The following is a 19,002-nucleotide window of genomic DNA, read 5'->3' as shown; positions in this document are numbered from 1 at the left end:
ATATTCCAGTTCAGTGCTGTGCGGCGTTCAGGGCCACATCGCTTTCCACGCCAGCGTCACGCATTGCCACCTGGCGCGGCACCACTTCCATGCCGGAGCCATAAACCTTGATGGCCCCGCTGACGATGACGCGATCACCGCGTTCCAGGCCTTCCTGGATGACCAGCAGTTCGTCCACGGGACGACCGGTCACCACCTGACGCCGTACGGTGAGGTTGTCGTCATCGACGACATAGACGAAACGGCGATCCTGATCGGTCATGACGGCGCGCCGATGCACCAGCAGGGCGTTATCCAGATACGCCAGCGGCATCTGTACGCGGGCAAACTGCCCCGGGCGGAACACGCCATCCGGATTCGGCAACACCGCGCGGTAACGCAAGGTGCCCGTGCCGGCATTAACCTGGTTATCGACGAAATCCAGTTCGCCGCGATGGGGCAGTCCGTCTTCCCCGGCCAACCCGATCCGCACGGGCACCGGCCCGGTATCCGTCAACAATGCAGCACGCTGCAATGCCGCCTGTTCATCACTGTCGAAATACACATGCACGGGATCGACCGACACCAGGGTAGTGAGCAGGGTCTGATCGGCGCTGGCCAGATTGCCGCGCGTAACCATGGCGCGCCCGACTCGCCCCGTGACTGGCGCAGTAATGCGTGTGTAGGTCACATCAAGCTGCGCCCGTTCCACCGCCGCATTGGCGGCTTCAAGCTGGGCCTGTGCTGCCAGCAACGCCGTGCGTCGCTGATCATATTCCTCGCGGGAAATGGCACGACTTTCCAGCAATTGCGTCGCCCGACCGGCTTCGCTTTCTGCCTGGGCAAGCTGGCTACGCGCCCGGCTTTGCTCGGCCCGCGCCGTTTGCAACAACGCCTGATACGGGCGTGGATCAATGCGGAACAGCAGATCCCCTTCGTGTACCAGCGCCCCTTCTGTAAACGCGACTTCGTCGATATAACCGCTGACACGCGGCCGCAGGTCCACCGTTTCCGGCGCCGCAACGCGACCAATCAGGGCGTCCCAGATCGTCACCGGTTCGGCCAGTACCTGAGCCACGTCCACTTCCGGCGGCGGCGGTAACATCATGGCATCGCTACGGGCATCACAGCCGGACAGCGCCGCCACCACTACACCGATCAAGGCGCCCACTATCCAGCCAGCGCCACTCGCTTTTGCTTTATTGGAAACCATCATGCCCATGCACTCCGCAGTGTGTACTCGTTCGGGGGCGACTCTAGATCCTCAATCAAGGTTAAGGTCAAGCCCTGATATCGAAGCGGCACTTTAGGCAGCACGAGCGGCAAGACGGTATCGGATTACTGCAGCGTCATTGCCTGATTCTGCTCGCATTAATGCCGATTAATATGGCTGGCGTCCTGCTGCCAGATTCCGTCACACTCGTATGGCAGGCTGCAGAAAAACTCCAACTTGCACATTTCTGCGAAGTGATTGCCTTATTCTGCAAACCGCGACCCCGTCACTTTCGGCAGGCCGGCGGTTGTCCAATACTGCCACCGGAGGGAGGACACACCATGACGTCGAATAACCCGACCCCGATCGAGGTCCGGTCTGCATTGTTTCAGCAACAGCTTGCCCGTATTGCTGCTGACTGGGCGCCAGAACCTGGCCAGCATGACACCGCGATTGATGGCGTGACCCTGTTACGCTCGGATGGCGAAACCGGCTGTGCGTCCACCGTGTATGAACCGTCGCTGTGTTTCATTATTCAGGGATCGAAAACCGTTCAGCTTGGTGATCGGGAAATCATTTATGCACCACTGACGTTCATGGCGAACTCCGTTCATCTTCCGGTAACCGGTCGCGTGGTCGACGCCTGCCCGGATCACCCTTATCTGGCCGCCAAACTGAACGTCGATCCGCAGGAAGTCAGTGAACTGGTGGTTGAACTCGGGCAGAACGGTCATCAGGCCGCGCATCATGAAGACGTGGAGTGCCCTGATATCAATTGCGGCCTGTGTTTGTCACAAATGGATGAAGGCATGCTCTCATCACTGACCCGACTGATGAGTTTGCTGGATACCCCGCAGGACATTCCCGTGCTGGCGCCCCTCGCCCGACGCGAGATCATCTATCGGGCCCTGGTCAGCGACATGGGGCCGCGCATGCGCAAGTTCGCCGCCGTGGACAGCCAGTCGCATCGCATCTCCCGCGTCATTGCCACCCTCAAGGACCGCTTCAGCGAGCCACTGCGTATCCGCGAGCTGGCCGATACGGTCAATATGAGCGAGTCGACGCTCTATCACAGCTTCAAACAGGTCACCCGCATGTCGCCGTTGCAGTTCCAGAAGCAGTTGCGTCTGCATGAAGCACGGCGGCTGATGCTCAGCGAAGGCCTTGAAGCCGCCACGGCCAGCTATCGGGTCGGCTACGAGAGCCCGTCCCACTTCAGCCGCGAGTACAGCCGCCTGTTTGGCGCGCCACCGCGCGCCGATGTGCTCCGCTTGCGGGGTCAGCAGGCCGGAATGGCCCCTGCGCCGAGATGACGGCTGCGGCATTCTGCCGCGCCAAATGATAATGACTTGCATTTATCCTTCCCTGGCGCTACCCTTTGCGCGCTTTCAGACCTGAATCCATTCTTGCCCCCGGCCCCGACCTCACACGGAGTGCCTCATGCCCGTTTCCGCCGTCGAATCCTCTGCCTTGCCCGCCTGGTTCCTGGCCGGTGGCCCTGCCATGTGGCTGCTGGCGGTGCTGTCGGTGATCTCCCTCGCCGTACTGCTGAGCAAGGTGGTGCAGTTCCTGCGCGTCAAACCGCTGGCCACACCCGCCGCCGATGATGCCCTGGGCGCACTGGCCCGTGGCGATCGCGGCGCTGCCAAAGCAGCCCTCACGAGCCCGGCCACCCCGGCAGACCGCGTGATCGCCAGCGCCCTGTCTTTGGCCCGCCCCGGCGTCACCGCCGTGCAATGGCAGGAGGAAGTCCTGCGCCAGGCGCGCGCCGAGCTGGAAGCCCTGCGCGGCGGCCTGCGACTGCTGGAAGTGGTCGGCACCCTGGCGCCCCTGATCGGTCTGCTCGGCACCGTATTCGGCATGATCAGCGCCTTCCAGCAGCTGGAGATGGCCGGCTCCCAGGTGGACCCTGCCCTGCTTTCCGGCGGCATCTGGGAAGCCCTGCTGACCACTGCGGCCGGCCTGGTCGTGGCGATTCCTGCTCTGGCGGCCTTTCACTGGTGCGACCGCACCATCGAACAATGCCGCCACACCATGGAAGACCGTCTGGCGCGCCTGCGGGTGCAACTCAACGGTCGCCTGAGCAGCGCTGAAGAAGGGCATCAGGAAACCGAAGCCGACCCGGCCCACGCCTACTGATCGGTTGATCCATGCATATCAATGAGCACAGTCACCGCACGCCGACCATCGGCCTGACACCCCTGATCGACGTGGTGTTCATCCTGCTGGTGTTCTTCATGCTCGCCACCCGCTTTGGCGCCTGGCAGGACTTGCCGGTGCGCGTCAGCAGCCCTTCCACCACCCCCGTGGTTGCCGACGACACGGTCCGTCAGGTGCAGGTGCGCGAGGATGGCCAGGTGGATCTGGATGGTGACACCGTTTCTCTGGAGGCGCTGGAACAGGCCCTGCGCCGTGACCCGCAACGCGCGACCCGCGTTACCGGCGCCGACGGCGCCTCGGTGCAGAGCATCATGCGCGTGGTGGACATCCTTCAGGACGCCGGGCTGACCGAAGCCCGGCTGGAGCTGATGCGATGAGACGCGGCCTGCTGACCGAACAACCGCCACGCCGCCCGGCACTGGAACCGGCCCTGCCGCTGATCAATGTGGTCTTCCTGCTGCTGGTGTTTTTCATGGTGGCCGGCCAGGTCGCGCCCAACCGCATCGACGTGCAGCCGCCGGAAACACGCATGCCACTGGCCGAAGAAGCCGATTCGCTGCTGCTGACTCTGGACCGCGACGGCAACCTGTCGCAACAGGGCGAAGCGCTGACGCTGGCAGACCTGCCCGCCTTGCTGCCGCAGCCTGAAGAAGGCACAGACAAGATGCCGCCAGTGCGGCTGCTCACCGATGCCGACACCCGACTGGACGCCATGCGCCCGGTACTGACCGCCTTGCAACAGGCCGGGGTACGCGAGGTACGGCTGGTGTCGCGGAGCGCACCATGACAGCCACCGATCTGACACCCCGGCGTAGCCGCCTGTGGCTGTGGGTGCTGGTGTCACTGGCTGTACACGCGGTGGTATTGCTGAGCCGCGAACCGGACACGCTGGCCGGCGGACGCCCCGGCCAGCAACAGGCCATGACCTTGTCACTGGCAGAATACAGCGAAGCCCCCGCACCGGAGGCTGAAGACACCGAAGCGCCGGTGCAGCCGGAGCCAGAACCCGAACCGGAGCCTGAGCCGGAACCGGAACCCGAGCCTGAGCCTGAGCCTGAGCCCGAACCAGAGCCTGAGCCGGAGCCCGTGGTCACCACGCCCCCCACGCAGGTTGTGGACACCCCGCGCGACACACCGCAGGAACGGGCCACCACTGACAGCGCACAGGCGGATGCCGCCGAGCGCGCCCGTGCCGGTGAAATCGGTGAGGGTGCGGACATGGCCGGGCAGGTGGAGAACGACTACAACCTGTACCTGGGCAAGATTCGCGACGCCATCGAGCGCCACAAGGAATACCCGGCCCAGGCCCGGCTGCGCAGCCAGGAAGGCGTGGTCGAAGTGCGCTTCGAGGTCAACGGCAACGGCCGCGTGGACAATATCGAAGTGCTCAACAGTTCCGGCAGCCGCATTCTGGATATGTCCACCGAACGCATGTTGCGCCGCCTGCGTCTGCCGGAACCGCCGGACAGCATTGCCGATCGCATCGCCGGCGGCATCACCGTGCCGGTGGCCTATACCCTGAACTGATCCGCATCGGCATGGCGCCGGGCGCCACACGCTGGCAGACTCTGGGGTCATGATTCCAATAAAGGCCTCACCCATGCGTACCCGCATTGTTCTGCTGGCGTTGCTGGCATTGCTTGTTGCCGCCACCCTCTGGTGGTTCCGCCCCTGGTCTCCCTATTCCCCCAGTGCCATGACGCGCCTGTTTCATCCGGAATACCGGCTGGATAACTTCCGCGCCATGGAGCGTGTGTTTCCCTATACGACGCTGAAAGCCAGCGATACGCCACGCCCCTTCCCCCGGGCAGCGCAGCCCGGCTCGCTGCCAGAGACCTTTACCTACCAGGGCGAAACCGTCGACACGCAGGAATTTCTGGAACGCACCGAAACCACCGGCCTGATGATCCTGCGGGCGGGCGAAATCCAGATGGAGGAATACTTTCAGGGCACCGACCCCACATCGCGCCTGACCTCCTGGTCGATGGCGAAAACCGTGGTCAGCACCCTGATCGCCATGGCCTGGGCGGATGGCCTGATCGACTCACTGGATGATCCGGTGCGTCAGTACGTGCCCGAACTCGACGGCAAGGCCTACGGTGATGTGACCGTGCACGATCTGTTGCGCATGGCCACCGGTATCGATTTTGACGAGACCTATCACGATCATTTCTCCGATATCAATCAGCTGTTCTATCGTGTTTTCCTGTTCGGCCACTCCGCCCGCGAGGTGGTGGCCAACCGCCCCGCCGCCGGGCCGCCCGGCGAGCGCTTCCACTACATCAGCCCGAACACGCAGGTGCTGGCCTGGGTGCTGGAAGCCGCCACCGGCGAACGCTTGAGTGATTACGCCACACGACGCCTGTGGCAGCCGCTGGGTATGGAGGACGATGCGCTATGGAATCTGGATCAGCACGGCGATGAGCTGGGGTTCTGTTGCCTGAATGCGACGCTGCGCGACTACGCCAAACTGGGCCAGCTGCACCTGCAGCAGGGCGTGTGGGACGGGGAAGCGCTGTTGCCCGACAACTGGGTGTTCGACGCCACCCGACGCCCGGAACCCTGGCTGGCCGCCGGGCACGGCTACGCCGAGCGCGGTTACGGCTACCACCTGTGGACACCGGAAAATCCCGACGGCGAATATTTTTTCAATGGCGTCTGGGGGCAGACCATCTGGATCGACGAGAACGCCGATGTCGTGATCGTAAAAACCAGCGTTGACCCCGAGTTCAGAGCACATACCGGCGAAATGATTGCCTTCATGCGCGGCGTCACCGCGCACTATTAACCTGACAATCAAATAGTTCGTCCTGAACCATTTGATTGTCGCCCATGAAATACTGGCGAAGATGCGTGGATCTTCTTGTATTTCATGGGCTCGCGCCGAGCTACCGCTCAGCGGCGGCACATCCCTGTGCCGCATTAACCCGGCAATAAAACCTTGCCGGGTTAATATTCACGCGAATAGCAGGCCGATTAACAGGCCTGCTGAGGCACACAGCCCCAGCACCGAAAACAGCCCCAGCCGGAACACGAACTGGCAGGCCAGTGCGAACAGCACCAGCACCAGCGCCCAGGGCTCCAGCGTTGCCCATTCCGGTCGGGGCAGCGCCAGAAGTCCGGCGCGCCACTCGCCCACCTGTGCAAACAGCACATGCACGGCAAACCAGAGTGCCAGATTGAGAATGACACCGACCACGGCCGCGGTGATGGCGGCCAGCGCGCCACTGATGGCCGGACGCTGGCGCAGCCCTTCCACGTAAGGCGCGCCCATGAATATCCACAGAAAGCACGGCACAAAGGTGACCCAGGTGGCCAGCAGACCACCCAGGATGCCGCCGAGAATCGGGTCCAGCCCGCTGTCACGCAGGCCGCCGAGAAAACCGACAAACTGCACGATCATAATCAGGGGCCCGGGGGTGGTTTCCGCCAGCCCGAGACCGTCGAGCATTTCGCCAGCGGACAGCCAGCCGTAATTCTCGACCGCCTGCTGGGCCATGTAGCTGAGTACCGCGTAGGCCCCACCGAACGTCACCACCGCCAGTTGGCTGAAGAACAACCCGATACGGGTAAAGACGTTGTCACCGCCCAGGGTCAGCGCCAGCAACGCCACGGGCAACAGCCACAAGGGCAGCCAGATGGCGAGCGTGCGCGGCACATGCCAGCGCGACGGCGGCGCGCTGTGCAGATGGCGATCATCACTGCCGCCTTCTGCAGGCGCGGGGGGCTGAAAACTCTGCCAGCCACGTAGCCCACCGACCAGACCGAGCAACCCTGCGCCCAGCACCACCAGGGGGAACGGCGCCCCCAGGGCGAACAGGGCAACGAAGGCGCCTGCCGCGATCAGGTAGCGCACTGGCGTTCCCAGCGCACGCCCGGCCAGACGCACCACGGCACTGACCACGATGGCCAGCACCGCCGCCTTGAGCCCGAAGAACAGGGCCTCGACCCAGTCCAGGTTACCCGCCAGCGCGTACAGCAGGCTCAGAGCCATCAATGCGATCACGCCGGGCAGCAGGAAAAGCAGCCCGGCCATGAGACCACCGCGAGTGCGGTGCAGCAGCCAGCCTATATAGATCGCCAGCTGGATGGCCTCGGGTCCGGGCAGCAACATGCAGTAGTTCAGCGCGTGCAGGAAGCGCTTTTCACTGATCCAGCCTTTCTCGTCGATCAGGATGCGCTGCATCAGCGCGATCTGCCCGGCGGGCCCGCCAAAGCTGAGCAGGCCGATGCGCAGCCATACACGGAAAGCTTCACGCAGCGGAATCTCTTGTACCGGGGCATCACTGTGCGGGGTCATGGCGGGGGCCGGTGGCATGTCGAGACTTCACAGTGTCATATAACAAAAAACAATATTCAAAGAGTTTTATATGCTTTCATTTTTCGGTTACATGACACTATTGTTACCGCCTGAACAAGGGTTACCGCCTCCACAAGAATGACATCGCAAGGAGAATTTCATGCGCCACGCCCCCCGGCTTGCCCTGCCCCTGCTGATCGCCCCGCTGCTGACTGCCCCGCCGCTGGCCACGGCCCAGCCCGTGGAAATCTATGGTCGCATGAATGCCTCTGTGGATTTTCTGGATACCGATGGCAACGGTGAGGCCCTGAACCTGTCCAGCAACAACAGCCGGATCGGCTTCCGGGGCGATCATTATTTCGAGGCCCATGATCTGACCTTGCTGTGGCAGGCGGAAACCACCTTGCGCATCGACAACCAGGGGGGCGAGTGGATTGATCGCGATACCTTTGTCGGGGCACGCGGCGACTGGGGACTGGTGCGTTTCGGCAAGTTCAACACCCCGCTGAAGAACCTGCGTGGCCAGGTGGACTTTTTCGCCGATCAGGTCGGCGATGCACGGAACGTGTTGCGCAACCGGATTGCAGGCCCCGAGGGCCAGGGGCCGATAGGTTGGGATGAGCGTTTTCGCAACGGCATCGCCTACCGCACCCCCGTCTGGCATGGCGTCACGGGTGATCTTCACTATGCGACCCGCCTTGACGGCAATGGCACCTCGACCTCCGACACCAACGCCTGGAGCGCCTCGGTCAGTTGGCAGGGCAGCCGCACCTATGTCGCCGTCGCGCATGAGCAACAGCAGTACGTTGCAGCAATACCAGCAGGCGACCCCGGCGCCGGTCTGTTGACCGACGATCAGTACCGCCGCAAGGCCACCCGCGTAGCCGGTTGGCAAGACATCGGCCCGCTGCGGCTCGCCGCCCTGTACCAGTACGCCGACAATCCGGATGACAAGGCCTATGGTGGTGGCGCGCGATATACCCTGGACGAACGCTGGGCCCTGAAAACCCAGGTCTACCGGCTGGATGCTGACGACGATGACCTGCGGGCGGATCTGTATGCCGTCGGCGTGGACTATACGCTGGCCCGCAATATGCTGTTCTACTTCAGCTACGCGTGGATCGATAACGAAGACGCGGCCACCCTGCGGCCTTATGTGCAGGGCCGTACCACAGGCGGCGGCGGTGAACTGGCCACCGTGCCGGGCGGCAGCCCCGCCGGTCTTTCACTGGGGGGCAGTTACCGCTTCTGAATCACACGGGGGCGTCAGCCCCCGTGCTCACCCCAGCGCGGTACCAGCGTCTGCGCCACACCGAGATGGTCGAGCAGGCGCGCGGCCATGAAATCGACCAGATCATTCACGCTTTGCGGCTGGTGATAAAAGCCGGGCGCAGCAGGCATGATGGTCACCCCCAGACGCGCCAGCTTGAGCATGTTTTCCAGATGGATGGCGGAAAACGGCGATTCCCGCGGCACCAGAATCAGCTTGCGGCCTTCCTTGATGGCGACGTCGGCGGCGCGCTCGATCAGGTTGTTGCTGGCGCCCGTGGCGATCGCCGACAGGGTGCCGGTGGAACACGGGCACACCACCATTGCCGCTGGCGCACCGGAGCCAGACGCTACCGGCGCGGTCCATTGTTCCAGACCACACACCACCAGCCTGCCCTGATCGACCTGCACGTATTCCCGCAATGCGGTTTCCGCAGCGCCGGTGCCCGCAGGCAGGCGCAGATCCGTTTCCGTGCCGATCACCACGCGCGCGGCTTTCGACAGGATCACGAACACTTCGGCGTTGGCCGCCAGCAGGCATTGCAGCAGACGCAAGCCATACTGGGCACCGGATGCGCCCGTGAACGCCAGCGTGACGCGGGTGGACCAGGGTGATGATGTGTCGCTCATGCAACCTCCGGTAAAACCGTTATTACATCAACCCGCGCGCCATGATCGCGGCAAGGAAGGGCAATACGAACAGGATATGCAGTTCCACCAGCACCAGCTTGCGGGTGCCATCGATGGACTGCGCGGTGGGCAGCGGCTGGCCTGCGGCCGCCGCCTTGCGCCAGCGCAGAAACCGGATCGTCGGCACAATGGAAATCAGCCCCATCACAATAAACAGACCGACCTTGGTGTGAAACACCATGCTCTGCATGTAGAAGGCCGGGCCCTTGCCGTAGGCCACGGTAATGCGCAGGAAGCCGGTAATCAGCACCGCCAGCGCCGCCAGGCCATACAGCACATCCACACGCACCAGTCGATCCAGCAACGGACGACTGAGACCTCCCTTCAAGGTCAGGAACTCCACCAGCAAGGTGGCCGCGATCAACATCACGCCGAGATAGTGAATGGCTGCAATCAGTGCTGCGGTCATGGCTTTATCCTGTCTGTTGTAGGGCGTTGACCAGTCGGCGATGGATACCCCCAAAGCCGCCATTGCTCATGATAACGATATGCGCCGGCCCGCGCGTCCCCGCCAGCTCGGCAATCAGGGCCTCCAGATCGCCAGCCACGCGCGCGGGCACGGGGCCAGCGTCGGCCACCGGCGCCAGCGACCAGTCCATGCCCGGCGGCTGATACCAGACCACCTCGCTGGCCGCCGCCGTGCTGGCCGCCAGCTGTTCCCGATGACGGCCCATGCGCATGGTATTGGAGCGCGGCTCGATCACCGCGATGATCCGGCCCTGCGGGCCGACCCGTTTGCGCAGCCCTTCCAGCGTCAGGGCGATGGCGGTGGGATGGTGGGCAAAATCATCGAACACCTGCACCCCGCCGACCTCGCCCACCAGCTCCATCCGTCGCTTGACGCCGCTGAAGGCGTTCAGGGCTGCGGCGCCATCGGCCAGGGTCACACCGACATGACGCGCGGCCAGCATGGCGGCCACCGCATTGCGCAGGTTGTGCTCGCCGGTCATGTCCCAGTCCACCCGCGCCGGTTCTCGTCCGGTCTCGACCACGGAGAAGGACGAGGCATCATCGCTGTGACGTGTCACCTCGATCTCGCTGCCGTCGCCAAAGCGCTCCACCTCACTCCAGCAACCCCGCTCCAGCACCCGCTCCAGGGCGTCTTCACCGGTCGGCAGGATGATGCGCCCCTGCCCGGGCACGGTGCGCACCAGATGGTGGAACTGGGTTTCAATGGCGGCCAGGTCGGCAAAGATATCCGCGTGATCGAATTCCAGGTTGTTCATGACCAGCGTGCGCGGGCGGTAATGCACGAATTTGGAACGCTTGTCGAAAAAGGCGGTGTCGTACTCATCGGCCTCGACAACAAAGAAGGGCGTCTCCCCGAGCCGGGCAGAGACACCGAAATTGCCCGGCACGCCGCCAATCAGGTAACCCGGCGCCAGGCCGTTATGCTCCAGAATCCAGGCGAGCAGACTGGCGGTGGTGGTCTTGCCGTGGGTGCCGGACACCGCCAGCACCCAGCGGCCCTGCAGCACATGCTCGGCCAGCCACTGCGGGCCAGAGGTATACGGCAACCCCTTGTCCAGCACCTGCTCGACCGCCGGATTGCCCCGCCTCATGGCGTTGCCAATCACCACCAGGTCCGGCGCCGGGTCCAGGTGCGCCGGATCATAGCCTTCTCGCACCTCGATACCGGCCTGCGCCAGCTGATCGCTCATGGGGGGATAGACGTGCTGATCAGAGCCGGTCACCTGATGGCCCAGTGCCCGCGCCAGTTGCGCCAGGCTGCCCATGAAGGTGCCGCAGATACCCAGGATATGAATGTGCATGAACGATTCCGTTATCAGGTTAATCCGGGTGGCGTCAGGCCCCCGCCGCCAGCGACGGCATCAGCAGCGCCAGCCATACAAAACTGATCACCAGCAGTGTCATCACCAGCGCCATGGCCAGGAAGGGTCCGATATTCAGTGCCCGGTGCAGGATGTAGCCGCGCGCGCCCAGATTCCAGCATAACAGCACCAGATAGGCGGTCTGCATCCACAGCGGCAGCGCCTCGTCCCCCAGGGGCCGGGCGGCGATGACCAGCGGCAGGGCCACTACGCCAATCACCAGCTCCACCGCCAGCAAGGCCATGAAGGTCTGCACGGTGCGGGCGCGAAGGCCCTTGGAATGCAGCAGTAACCAGACACTGCCCAGCAGGATCACCAGCAGCCAGACCTGGGCCAGCAAGCTGTCCAGCGTGCTGAAACGGGTCTGCAGCACGGCGCCGAGCAGTTGCAACAGCAACCAGGCACCCAGCGTGAAACGCAGCAAGGCCGGCGAATACGGCATGTCTTCAGGGCCGCTACGCAGGGTGCTGGCGCGGAAATACAGAGACCAGAGTGAGTTCATGGGGCGTATTCTCGCAGACCGCTCCGGGCGCCGCTATGGCAGCGCCCGGCAATCCTCTTTATCATGGCGCCCTCGCCGGGCCCTGCGCCCGCACTGAACCGCGCCGCACCGCATTCACGGAGACAATCATGGCCCGCAAAAACGCTTTCTACGCCCAGTCCGGTGGTGTCACCGCCGTCATCAATGCCTCCGCCGCCGGGGTCATTGAAGCCGCCCGGGCCAGCAAGGTGATCGGCAAGGTCTATGCGGGCCGCAACGGTATCCTCGGCGCCCTCACCGAAGACCTGATCGACACCAGCAAGGAAAGCAAGGCCACCATCGCCGCCCTGCGTCATACGCCCGGCGGTGCCTTCGGTTCCTGCCGCTACAAGCTCAAGGATCTGGAGACGTCGCGACGCCAGTACGAGCGTCTGATCGAGGTGTTCAAGGCCCACGACATCGGCTACTTCTTCTATAACGGCGGCGGTGATTCCGCCGACACCTGCCTGAAGGTATCGCAGCTGGCGGAAACCATGGGCTACCCGATCCAGGCGATTCATGTGCCCAAGACCGTGGACAACGACCTGCCGATCACCGACTGCTCGCCCGGCTTTGGCTCGGTGGCGAAATACACCGCCGTCTCCATCCGTGAAGCCGCGCTGGACGTGCAATCCATGTGCTCCACGTCCACCAAGGTGTTCGTGATGGAAGTGATGGGTCGCCATGCGGGCTGGATTGCTGCTGCCGCCGGGCTGGCCCAGGAGCAGGACGGCGATGCGCCGCATATCATCCTGTTCCCGGAAATTGCCTTCAACGAAGAAAAATTCCTGAAGAAAGTCCAGCAGACCGTCAAGAAACACGGCTACTGCGTCATCGCCGTGTCGGAAGGCGCGCGTTACCAGGACGGCACCTTCCTGGCAGACGCCGGCTCCACCGACGCCTTTGGCCACAAGCAGCTCGGCGGCGTGGCGCCCGTGCTGGCGCAGAAAGTGAAAGACGCCCTGGGCTACAAGTACCACTGGGCGGTGCCCGACTATCTGCAACGCTCGGGTCGCCATCTGGCTTCGGCCACGGATCTGGAACAAGCCTATGCCGTCGGCCGCGCCGCCGTGGAAATGGCGGAAGCGGGGAAGAATGCCGTGATGCCGGCCATCATTCGGGGCAAAGGCAAACGCTACAGCTGGAGCATTCAGGAAGCGCCGCTGGCCAAGGTGGCCAACGTGGAAAAAATGATGCCGCGCAGTTTTATCACCCGCGATGGCTTCGGCATCACTGAGGCGGCCCGCGACTATCTGCTGCCCCTGATCCAGGGCGAGGCGGAAACGCCGTTCCGCAACGGCATGCCGGTCCATGCACGCCTGAAAGCGGTGCCCGTGCCGAAGAAACTGAAAGGCAAATTCGAGATCTGAGCGAAAAAAACCTTTCCCGGCCAGAGCAAGCCGGGAAAGGAAACAGGGCTAGGAGGGGTGTCGACTACAGCCCTGCCAGGCCACCGGGGAGCCGCCCGACCGGGCCGCAGCCGACGGGAATCATGATGGCCCGGCAGCCCACCTCCGACTATCAGCCAGGGATGAAGCTGCTGTCAGTGATCCCTGATGGATGGCGTAGGCCGTGGCTTACTCATGACGGCCCATGACGGGCCGCTGCGGCCTCAGCGCTGCACCCCTCGCATCACCGGCTCTGCCCGCCGGGGCAGAATTACCCATTGCGCGGCCTCCGCTTCCGACAAGGCGCGTGCCGTCCAGGTATTGCAGGTATGGCCGACCCAGAAGGCCCGCCTGGCAGGCAGGAACCACTGACCGGTAATATCCCCCGCCACGGCCGTGCGCACATCAGCCAGCGCAAAGTGATCGGCAATGTGTGCGATCAGCACCTGCAGCTGATTTTCCGTCAGGGACACGGTGACCAGATCCGTGTGCGGCATCTGATCCGGCGGTCGCGGTAACGCCATCACCTGCATGACACCACCGGTGGGCCAGAGGATAGCCCGCGCAGCGGTCATCGAGCGGCGCGTCTGGCTGGTCTCTTCACGGGGCAAGGGGTAATAGCGGTCGTCGCCAAAGCCGATCTCGTAATAGGGGGCGTCCTCCGACAGGGGCAACAGAAACGCCAGCGGGGATTCCGGGATCAGGGCGGCCGGCAACACGATGCCGGTGTGCCAGCGATGGCGAATGACATGGATCTCTGCGGCGGACGTCTCTGAGAGAGAGTCCGGAACGGTGTCGGAAACAGCGGCGGTGCCACCGGGCGCTGCGCAGGCCCCCAGCAGCACACAGCAGGCGATGAAACAGGGCAGGCAGTGACGCATGGTTCTGCTCCTCCATCTACGTCCTGCTCACCATGCCCGGACAAGGTTCGTCGGGCAAGTACCGCCCTTCAGGACGGCTTCTTGCGCTTCGGCGTCGCAAACCCCTCTTTCAGGTCGGTCGGGGCGGCGCGCTTCGGCTTCGCCGCCGCTTTGCGTGGCGCGCCAGCCTCGCGCTTGCCCTCTGTCCGCGCCAGCTTTTTCTTCAGCTTTTTCTTCTTGCTGCCCGCCGCCTTGCCGGAGGCTTTCAGTTTTTTCGGCCCCTTGTAGTGGCCCGGGTGCGCCGCCACCACGCGCATCTCGAACGCCTGTTTCAGGTAGCGCTCGATGCTGGCCATCAGGTTCCATTCGTGCGCGGCCACCAGCGAAATGGCCAGGCCATGATTACCGAAGCGGCCGGTGCGGCCAATACGATGCAGGTACTCATCACCACTGCGCGGCATGTCGAAATTGATGACCAGATCCAGGCCGGAAATATCCAGGCCACGAGCGGCCACATCGGTGGCCACCAGCACGCTGATGTCGCCATTGCGCAGCCGGTCCAGCGCCTGCTTGCGGAATTTCTGGTCTTTCTCGCCGTGCAGCACATACAGCTTCAGCGAGGGATTGGTCAGATAGCCGCCCAGGCGATCCGCCTGCTCGCGGGTATTGGTGAAGACAATCGCCTTGTCGTATTGCTCGTTGGCCAGCAGCCACTGCACCAGACGTTCGCGGTGCTGCACATCATCCACGGTAATGATTTGCTGGCGGGTGTTCTCGTTCAGCTCCTGCACCCGGTTGACCGCCAGTTCCTCCGGCTCACGCAGCACCGAGGCGATCAGCTCCGCCATGCTGCGCGGCCCCGGCGTGGCCGAGAACAGCAGGGTCTGCCGGGCGTCAGGATTGGACAACGCCGCCAGACGCAGCACGTCCTCACTGAGGCCCAGATCAAGCATGCGGTCGGCTTCATCCAGCACCAGCATCAACAGTCCGCTGAAATCCAGATTATTGGCTGTCAGGTGCTCGATGAAACGCCCGGGCGTGCCAATCAGGATGTCCGGATTCTTGCGCATGCGCGCGGCCTGCACCTTGAAGTCTTCGCCCCCCGTCACCAGCTCGGCACGGATAAAAGTATAGCGCGCCAGCTTTTCCACCTGGGCCAGGGTCTGCCGGGCCAGTTCACGCGTGGGCAACAGGATCAACGCGCGGGTGCCCACCTGATGATCCGGCTTGTCCATCAGGCGTTGCAGCATGGGCAGCACAAAGGCCGCTGTCTTGCCGCTGCCGGTCTGGGCCGTCACTCGCAGGTCCCGGCCTGCCAGCGCCGGCGCAATGGCCGCCGCCTGCACCGGCGTCGGCGCCTCATAGCCAGCTTCAGTCAGCGCTCTCAGCAGGCGCTCGTGCAAACCCAGGGCAGAAAAATCAGTCATCAGCGGCGATACCAGCTCTCAAAACGTTCTTCGGAAAAACCGCTCATACGGGCATCCCCCCGCACCAGCAACGGCACACCCCGACCGCCAGCGGCTTCATGCTCGCGACGCGCCTGGGTGGATTTCTCGATATCCTTTTCCACAAAGGGAATATTGTTACGACGGAAGTAGTTGCGCGCCCGGGTGCAGTAACCGCACCACTCGGCACTGTACATGACCAGTTGCCCGCCCGCTGCCCCCGTGGTGGCCCCGGTACGCCCGCGCGCATTCTCCGGTACCATCGGCAACACCATGGGATTGACCGTGATCTGCTCCGCCGCCGGGCCGCCCGGTTCATCGGAAAAATGCACCACACCCTGTTCGTCCACCCAACGATAGATACCGCTGGCCTGCGCCATACTGGCGCACAGCAGGGCCGTCAGCATCAGCACTGAAAGCATCCCCGTCTTCATCCCCCGGGCTCCTTGATCATGTCAGGACGCCCATAGTAACCCATCAGACGGGATTAAGCGGCCAGAAGAAGGGGATCAGCAGCGTGGCGCTGAGCCAGATAATCAGGTTCATGGGGATGCCCAGGCGGGCAAAGTCGGTGAAGCGGTAGTTGCCCGCCCCATAGACCAGGGTGTTGGTCTGGTAGCCGATGGGCGTGGCGAAACTGGCGCTGGCGGCAAACATCACCCCGACCACGAACGGCCGCGGGTCCACCCCCAACTGCTGGGCCACACCGATGACAATGGGGGTGAACAGCACCGCGACGGCGTTGTTGCTGATCATCTCCGTGGCAATGGAGGTCATCAGGATAACGATGGCCAGCATCATCCACGGCGACAGCCCGTCGCCCCAGCCCACCAGCAGACCCGCCAGCAGGTCTGCCAGGCCGGATTCACGCATGGCGATGCTAACGGCCAGCATGCCGAAAATCAGGATGATGATGGGCCACTCAATGGCCTTGTAGGCTTCGTCGGAGCGAATGCAGCCCGTGGCAATCACAATGGCCGCGCCCATCAGGGCCAACCCTTCGATGGGCATGACCTTGAACGCCGCCAGTACCATCACGCCGATAATGGTGCCCAGCGCGATGGGGGCCTTGTTCTGGCGATTGGTTGGTGCCTTGCCGTCGGTGATGGCAAACAGGTCACCGTTCTCGCAGAAACGCTTGATCTGGGCCGGGGTGCCTTCCACCAGCAACACATCACCGAACTGCAATTGAAAGTCATCAACGATTTCGCCAATGCTGGCGTCCTTGCGGTGCACGGCAATCAGGTGGATGCCATAACGGGCAGCCAGATCCAGATCGCGAATCGGCCGCTGCACGTAGCGAGAGGTCGGTCCGACGATGGCCTCCACAATCACCGCGCCACGGCTGCGCAGCGTCTCCAGGTCGCGGCTGGCGCCGCCCTGCAGGCTGACCAGATCGGTGCTGCGCAGCTCCACCATGTCGGCGCTCTGGCTGTGCACAACCAGTTTGTCACCCACCTCAAGACGGGTCTGCGGTGACGGCGACGACATTTCGTCATCGCCCCGGAACAGCTTCAGTACCGCGATGGTGCCGTTGCTGAGCCGCGCGGCCTGCAAGGTTTGCCCCGCCAACCGTGAACCCTCGGGCACGAACAGTTCCGACATGAAGGTGCGATCACCACTGCCGGTGAACTGCTGGGCCAGGGTTTCCCGTGCGGGCAGCAACTTCGGCGCCAGGAAGAAGATCACGGCACCGCCCAGCAGCGCCATCAGGATCGCCGGGGCGGTAATTTCGAACATGCTGAACGGCGCCAGACCCATGTCACGGGCCACACCGTCCACCAGAATATTGGTGGAGGTGCCCACCATGGTGATCATGCCGCCCAGGATGGTCGCGTAGGACAGCGGGATCAGCATGCGCGACGGCGCAATGCCATAACGCGACGCCATGGCAATCACCGCCGGCATCAGCACCATGACCACCGGGGTGTTATTGATGAACGGCGACACGACGATGCCAACCAGCAACAAGGCCAGCAGCAGGCGCCGCTCGCTCTGCCCGGCCATGACGCCCAGCCAGTCCCCCAGTCGATCCACGCAGCCGGTCTTTTCCAGGGCAGCGCTGATCACGAACAGGCAGGCAATGGTGATCGGCGCGCTGTTGCTGAACACGCTGAGTACCTGGCCGCTGGAGAGCAGCCCCAGGCCCAGCAACAGGGCGACGGCAATCATCACCACCACGTCCGGCTTGAACCACTCGCGCACAAAGGCCGCGAACAGGCCAATCAGAATCAGGCCGACAACAAGGGGCTGGAAGGCTTCGGGTATCACACGCGGCGTCCTGCACAGTCAATGGGGCGCAAGGTACCCCGGACCTGCAGGACTGCAAAGGAATAAAAAAGCATGCCCATATTCCATCAGGGAATATGGGCATGCTCCGATCCGTCGCGCCTCAGTGGCGGAACTTGTATTTACCCGGGCCGGTAAAGATCAGCGCCAGCGCGGTGAACAGGAAGAAGGCCTGCAGTTCCAGACGCCAGCCACCGTGCCCGGAGAGCGCAAAGATATCGCCCATGTGCGCCAGGCCGATGGCAAACAGCATGTTCACCACGATCAGCGCCGCACCGATGCGGCTGTAGAAGCCGACGATCAGCATCAGCGGCGCAATGATCTCGCCGACAAAGACACCGTAGGCAAAAAACTGCGGCAAGCCGTTGGCCGCCAGCATGCCCTTGATACCGGCAATGCCGGAGGTGAGTTTCGAGACGCCGTGGAACAACATCAGAATGCCAACGGTAAGACGCAGGATCAGTTTGCCGATATCCGGGTTGTGCATGGGGAGATGTCCTTGTGATCGATAATGTAAACCGCCCCGGTCTTATGGCGTCTGCCCCGGACGCTGTCAAGCCTCAAACCTCAAGCCGCTGCTGATAGGCCCGTTCCAGTTCGCGGTGCAAGGCCATGAAGTCCGGCGCGGCACTCCCCGTCAGCAAGGACGACAACAGCGCCAGATGCGCATGCCAGCCGCTGGCCACATCCACGCGGTCTGCCTGCCGCAAACGTCGGTGGGTGATGCACAGCCGCACCTGATCGGCCGTCAGGGCACTCAACTCGAACGTCACTTCCGAATGCCAGTCCTCACCTTCATCCCAGGTGATACACAGGCGCGAAGGCGGCTCATAAAGGCGCACCGTGTGCCGGGTCTGCACCGGCGTCCCCTCATACTCGAAGGTCAGGGTAAAGGCCGCCCCGGGCTGCGCTGGCAACACACCCGCCGCCAGCCAGCGTGCACGTTTGCCGGCATCGGCAAGCCAGGGCCAGAGCCGTTCCGGCGTGCCCGGCAGCGTGCGTTCAAAGCGTAGCGTGTCGGCGGCCAGCGACTGTCCCCAATCAGTGCTATCCATGG

At 63.4% G+C, this 19,002-nt stretch carries 20 protein-coding genes; 8 read left to right on the top strand and 12 right to left on the bottom strand.

The window, feature by feature from the left end:
- Nucleotides 1-10 precede the first annotated feature (10 nt).
- Nucleotides 11-1,195, bottom strand: coding sequence for an efflux RND transporter periplasmic adaptor subunit (locus tag DKW65_RS03015; RefSeq protein WP_342767582.1), 1,185 nt, complete (start codon nt 1,193-1,195; stop codon nt 11-13).
- Between the two features lie 338 nt (nt 1,196-1,533).
- Here DKW65_RS03015 and DKW65_RS03010 point away from each other — a divergent pair, with 338 nt between their 5' ends.
- From DKW65_RS03010 to DKW65_RS02980, 6 genes are all read left to right on the top strand, one after another.
- Nucleotides 1,534-2,505, top strand: coding sequence for an AraC family transcriptional regulator (locus DKW65_RS03010; protein ID WP_245932382.1), 972 nt, complete (start codon nt 1,534-1,536; stop codon nt 2,503-2,505).
- Between the two features lie 127 nt (nt 2,506-2,632).
- Complete coding sequence (locus tag DKW65_RS03005) at nt 2,633-3,331, top strand: MotA/TolQ/ExbB proton channel family protein (RefSeq protein WP_111655869.1); 699 nt, start codon at nt 2,633-2,635, stop codon at nt 3,329-3,331.
- An 11-nt stretch (nt 3,332-3,342) separates the two neighbouring features.
- Nucleotides 3,343-3,729 carry an ExbD/TolR family protein gene (locus DKW65_RS03000; RefSeq protein ID WP_111655868.1) on the top strand — a complete coding sequence of 129 codons (387 nt, stop codon included), beginning with the start codon at nt 3,343-3,345 and terminating at the stop codon, nt 3,727-3,729.
- Entirely contained in the window at nt 3,726-4,139 is a 414-nt protein-coding gene (locus tag DKW65_RS02995; RefSeq protein ID WP_111655867.1) for an ExbD/TolR family protein, read from the top strand. Before DKW65_RS03000 ends, DKW65_RS02995 begins: the two co-directional genes overlap by 4 nt.
- Nucleotides 4,136-4,879 (top strand): energy transducer TonB, encoded by a 744-nt coding sequence (locus tag DKW65_RS16010; RefSeq protein WP_211315729.1) that lies wholly within the window; start codon nt 4,136-4,138, stop codon nt 4,877-4,879. The genes DKW65_RS02995 and DKW65_RS16010 overlap by 4 nt, the downstream gene beginning before the upstream one ends.
- Nucleotides 4,880-4,952: 73 nt before the next feature.
- Complete coding sequence (locus DKW65_RS02980) at nt 4,953-6,140, top strand: serine hydrolase domain-containing protein (protein ID WP_162925667.1); 1,188 nt, start codon at nt 4,953-4,955, stop codon at nt 6,138-6,140.
- A gap of 168 nt (nt 6,141-6,308) precedes the next feature.
- Here the strand turns inward: DKW65_RS02980 and chrA are convergent, their stop codons facing one another.
- Complete coding sequence (gene chrA, locus DKW65_RS02975; protein WP_245932381.1) at nt 6,309-7,670, bottom strand: chromate efflux transporter; 1,362 nt, start codon at nt 7,668-7,670, stop codon at nt 6,309-6,311.
- A gap of 142 nt (nt 7,671-7,812) precedes the next feature.
- Here chrA and DKW65_RS02970 point away from each other — a divergent pair, with 142 nt between their 5' ends.
- On the top strand, nt 7,813-8,904 hold the full coding sequence (locus tag DKW65_RS02970) for a porin (protein WP_111655863.1): 1,092 nt from the start codon (nt 7,813-7,815) through the stop codon (nt 8,902-8,904).
- Nucleotides 8,905-8,918: 14 nt separating this feature from the next.
- Here DKW65_RS02970 and DKW65_RS02965 read toward each other — a convergent pair whose 3' ends face one another.
- The 4 genes from DKW65_RS02965 to DKW65_RS02950 are packed head-to-tail and all read right to left on the bottom strand — an operon-like array spanning nt 8,919 to nt 11,945.
- Nucleotides 8,919-9,551, bottom strand: coding sequence for a flavin prenyltransferase UbiX (locus DKW65_RS02965; protein WP_111655862.1), 633 nt, complete (start codon nt 9,549-9,551; stop codon nt 8,919-8,921).
- A 22-nt stretch (nt 9,552-9,573) separates the two neighbouring features.
- Nucleotides 9,574-10,020 carry a DUF2214 family protein gene (locus DKW65_RS02960; RefSeq protein ID WP_162925666.1) on the bottom strand — a complete coding sequence of 149 codons (447 nt, stop codon included), beginning with the start codon at nt 10,018-10,020 and terminating at the stop codon, nt 9,574-9,576.
- Nucleotides 10,021-10,024: 4 nt separating this feature from the next.
- Nucleotides 10,025-11,383 carry a UDP-N-acetylmuramate:L-alanyl-gamma-D-glutamyl-meso-diaminopimelate ligase gene (gene mpl / locus DKW65_RS02955; protein ID WP_111655860.1) on the bottom strand — a complete coding sequence of 453 codons (1,359 nt, stop codon included), beginning with the start codon at nt 11,381-11,383 and terminating at the stop codon, nt 10,025-10,027.
- A 34-nt stretch (nt 11,384-11,417) separates the two neighbouring features.
- Nucleotides 11,418-11,945, bottom strand: coding sequence for a hypothetical protein (locus DKW65_RS02950; RefSeq protein WP_111655859.1), 528 nt, complete (start codon nt 11,943-11,945; stop codon nt 11,418-11,420).
- Between the two features lie 128 nt (nt 11,946-12,073).
- On the opposite strand from DKW65_RS02950, the gene DKW65_RS02945 reads away from it, so the two are divergent.
- Nucleotides 12,074-13,333, top strand: coding sequence for a 6-phosphofructokinase (locus DKW65_RS02945; RefSeq protein ID WP_111655858.1), 1,260 nt, complete (start codon nt 12,074-12,076; stop codon nt 13,331-13,333).
- Nucleotides 13,334-13,575: 242 nt separating this feature from the next.
- Here the strand turns inward: DKW65_RS02945 and DKW65_RS02940 are convergent, their stop codons facing one another.
- From DKW65_RS02940 to DKW65_RS02915, 6 genes are all read right to left on the bottom strand, one after another.
- Nucleotides 13,576-14,232 (bottom strand): DUF2459 domain-containing protein, encoded by a 657-nt coding sequence (locus tag DKW65_RS02940; RefSeq protein WP_111655857.1) that lies wholly within the window; start codon nt 14,230-14,232, stop codon nt 13,576-13,578.
- Nucleotides 14,233-14,300: 68 nt separating this feature from the next.
- Nucleotides 14,301-15,638 (bottom strand): DEAD/DEAH box helicase, encoded by a 1,338-nt coding sequence (locus DKW65_RS02935; RefSeq protein ID WP_111655856.1) that lies wholly within the window; start codon nt 15,636-15,638, stop codon nt 14,301-14,303.
- A complete protein-coding gene (locus DKW65_RS02930; RefSeq protein WP_111655855.1) occupies nt 15,638-16,090 on the bottom strand; it encodes a glutaredoxin family protein in 453 nt (150 codons plus the stop codon). Before DKW65_RS02930 ends, DKW65_RS02935 begins: the two co-directional genes overlap by 1 nt.
- Before the next feature lie 43 nt (nt 16,091-16,133).
- Nucleotides 16,134-17,927, bottom strand: coding sequence for an SLC13 family permease (locus tag DKW65_RS02925; RefSeq protein WP_111655854.1), 1,794 nt, complete (start codon nt 17,925-17,927; stop codon nt 16,134-16,136).
- Nucleotides 17,928-18,048: 121 nt separating this feature from the next.
- Nucleotides 18,049-18,432, bottom strand: a complete 384-nt coding sequence (locus DKW65_RS02920) for a DoxX family protein (RefSeq protein ID WP_111655853.1) — start codon at nt 18,430-18,432, stop codon at nt 18,049-18,051.
- A 73-nt stretch (nt 18,433-18,505) separates the two neighbouring features.
- Complete coding sequence (locus tag DKW65_RS02915; protein WP_211315728.1) at nt 18,506-19,000, bottom strand: SRPBCC domain-containing protein; 495 nt, start codon at nt 18,998-19,000, stop codon at nt 18,506-18,508.
- Nucleotides 19,001-19,002: the final 2 nt, after the last annotated feature.

Source organism: Isoalcanivorax indicus (assembly GCF_003259185.1).
In the GTDB taxonomy this organism is placed as follows: Bacteria; Pseudomonadota; Gammaproteobacteria; order Pseudomonadales; family Alcanivoracaceae; genus Isoalcanivorax; species Isoalcanivorax indicus.
This window is presented reverse-complemented; position numbering and strand designations above follow the sequence as displayed.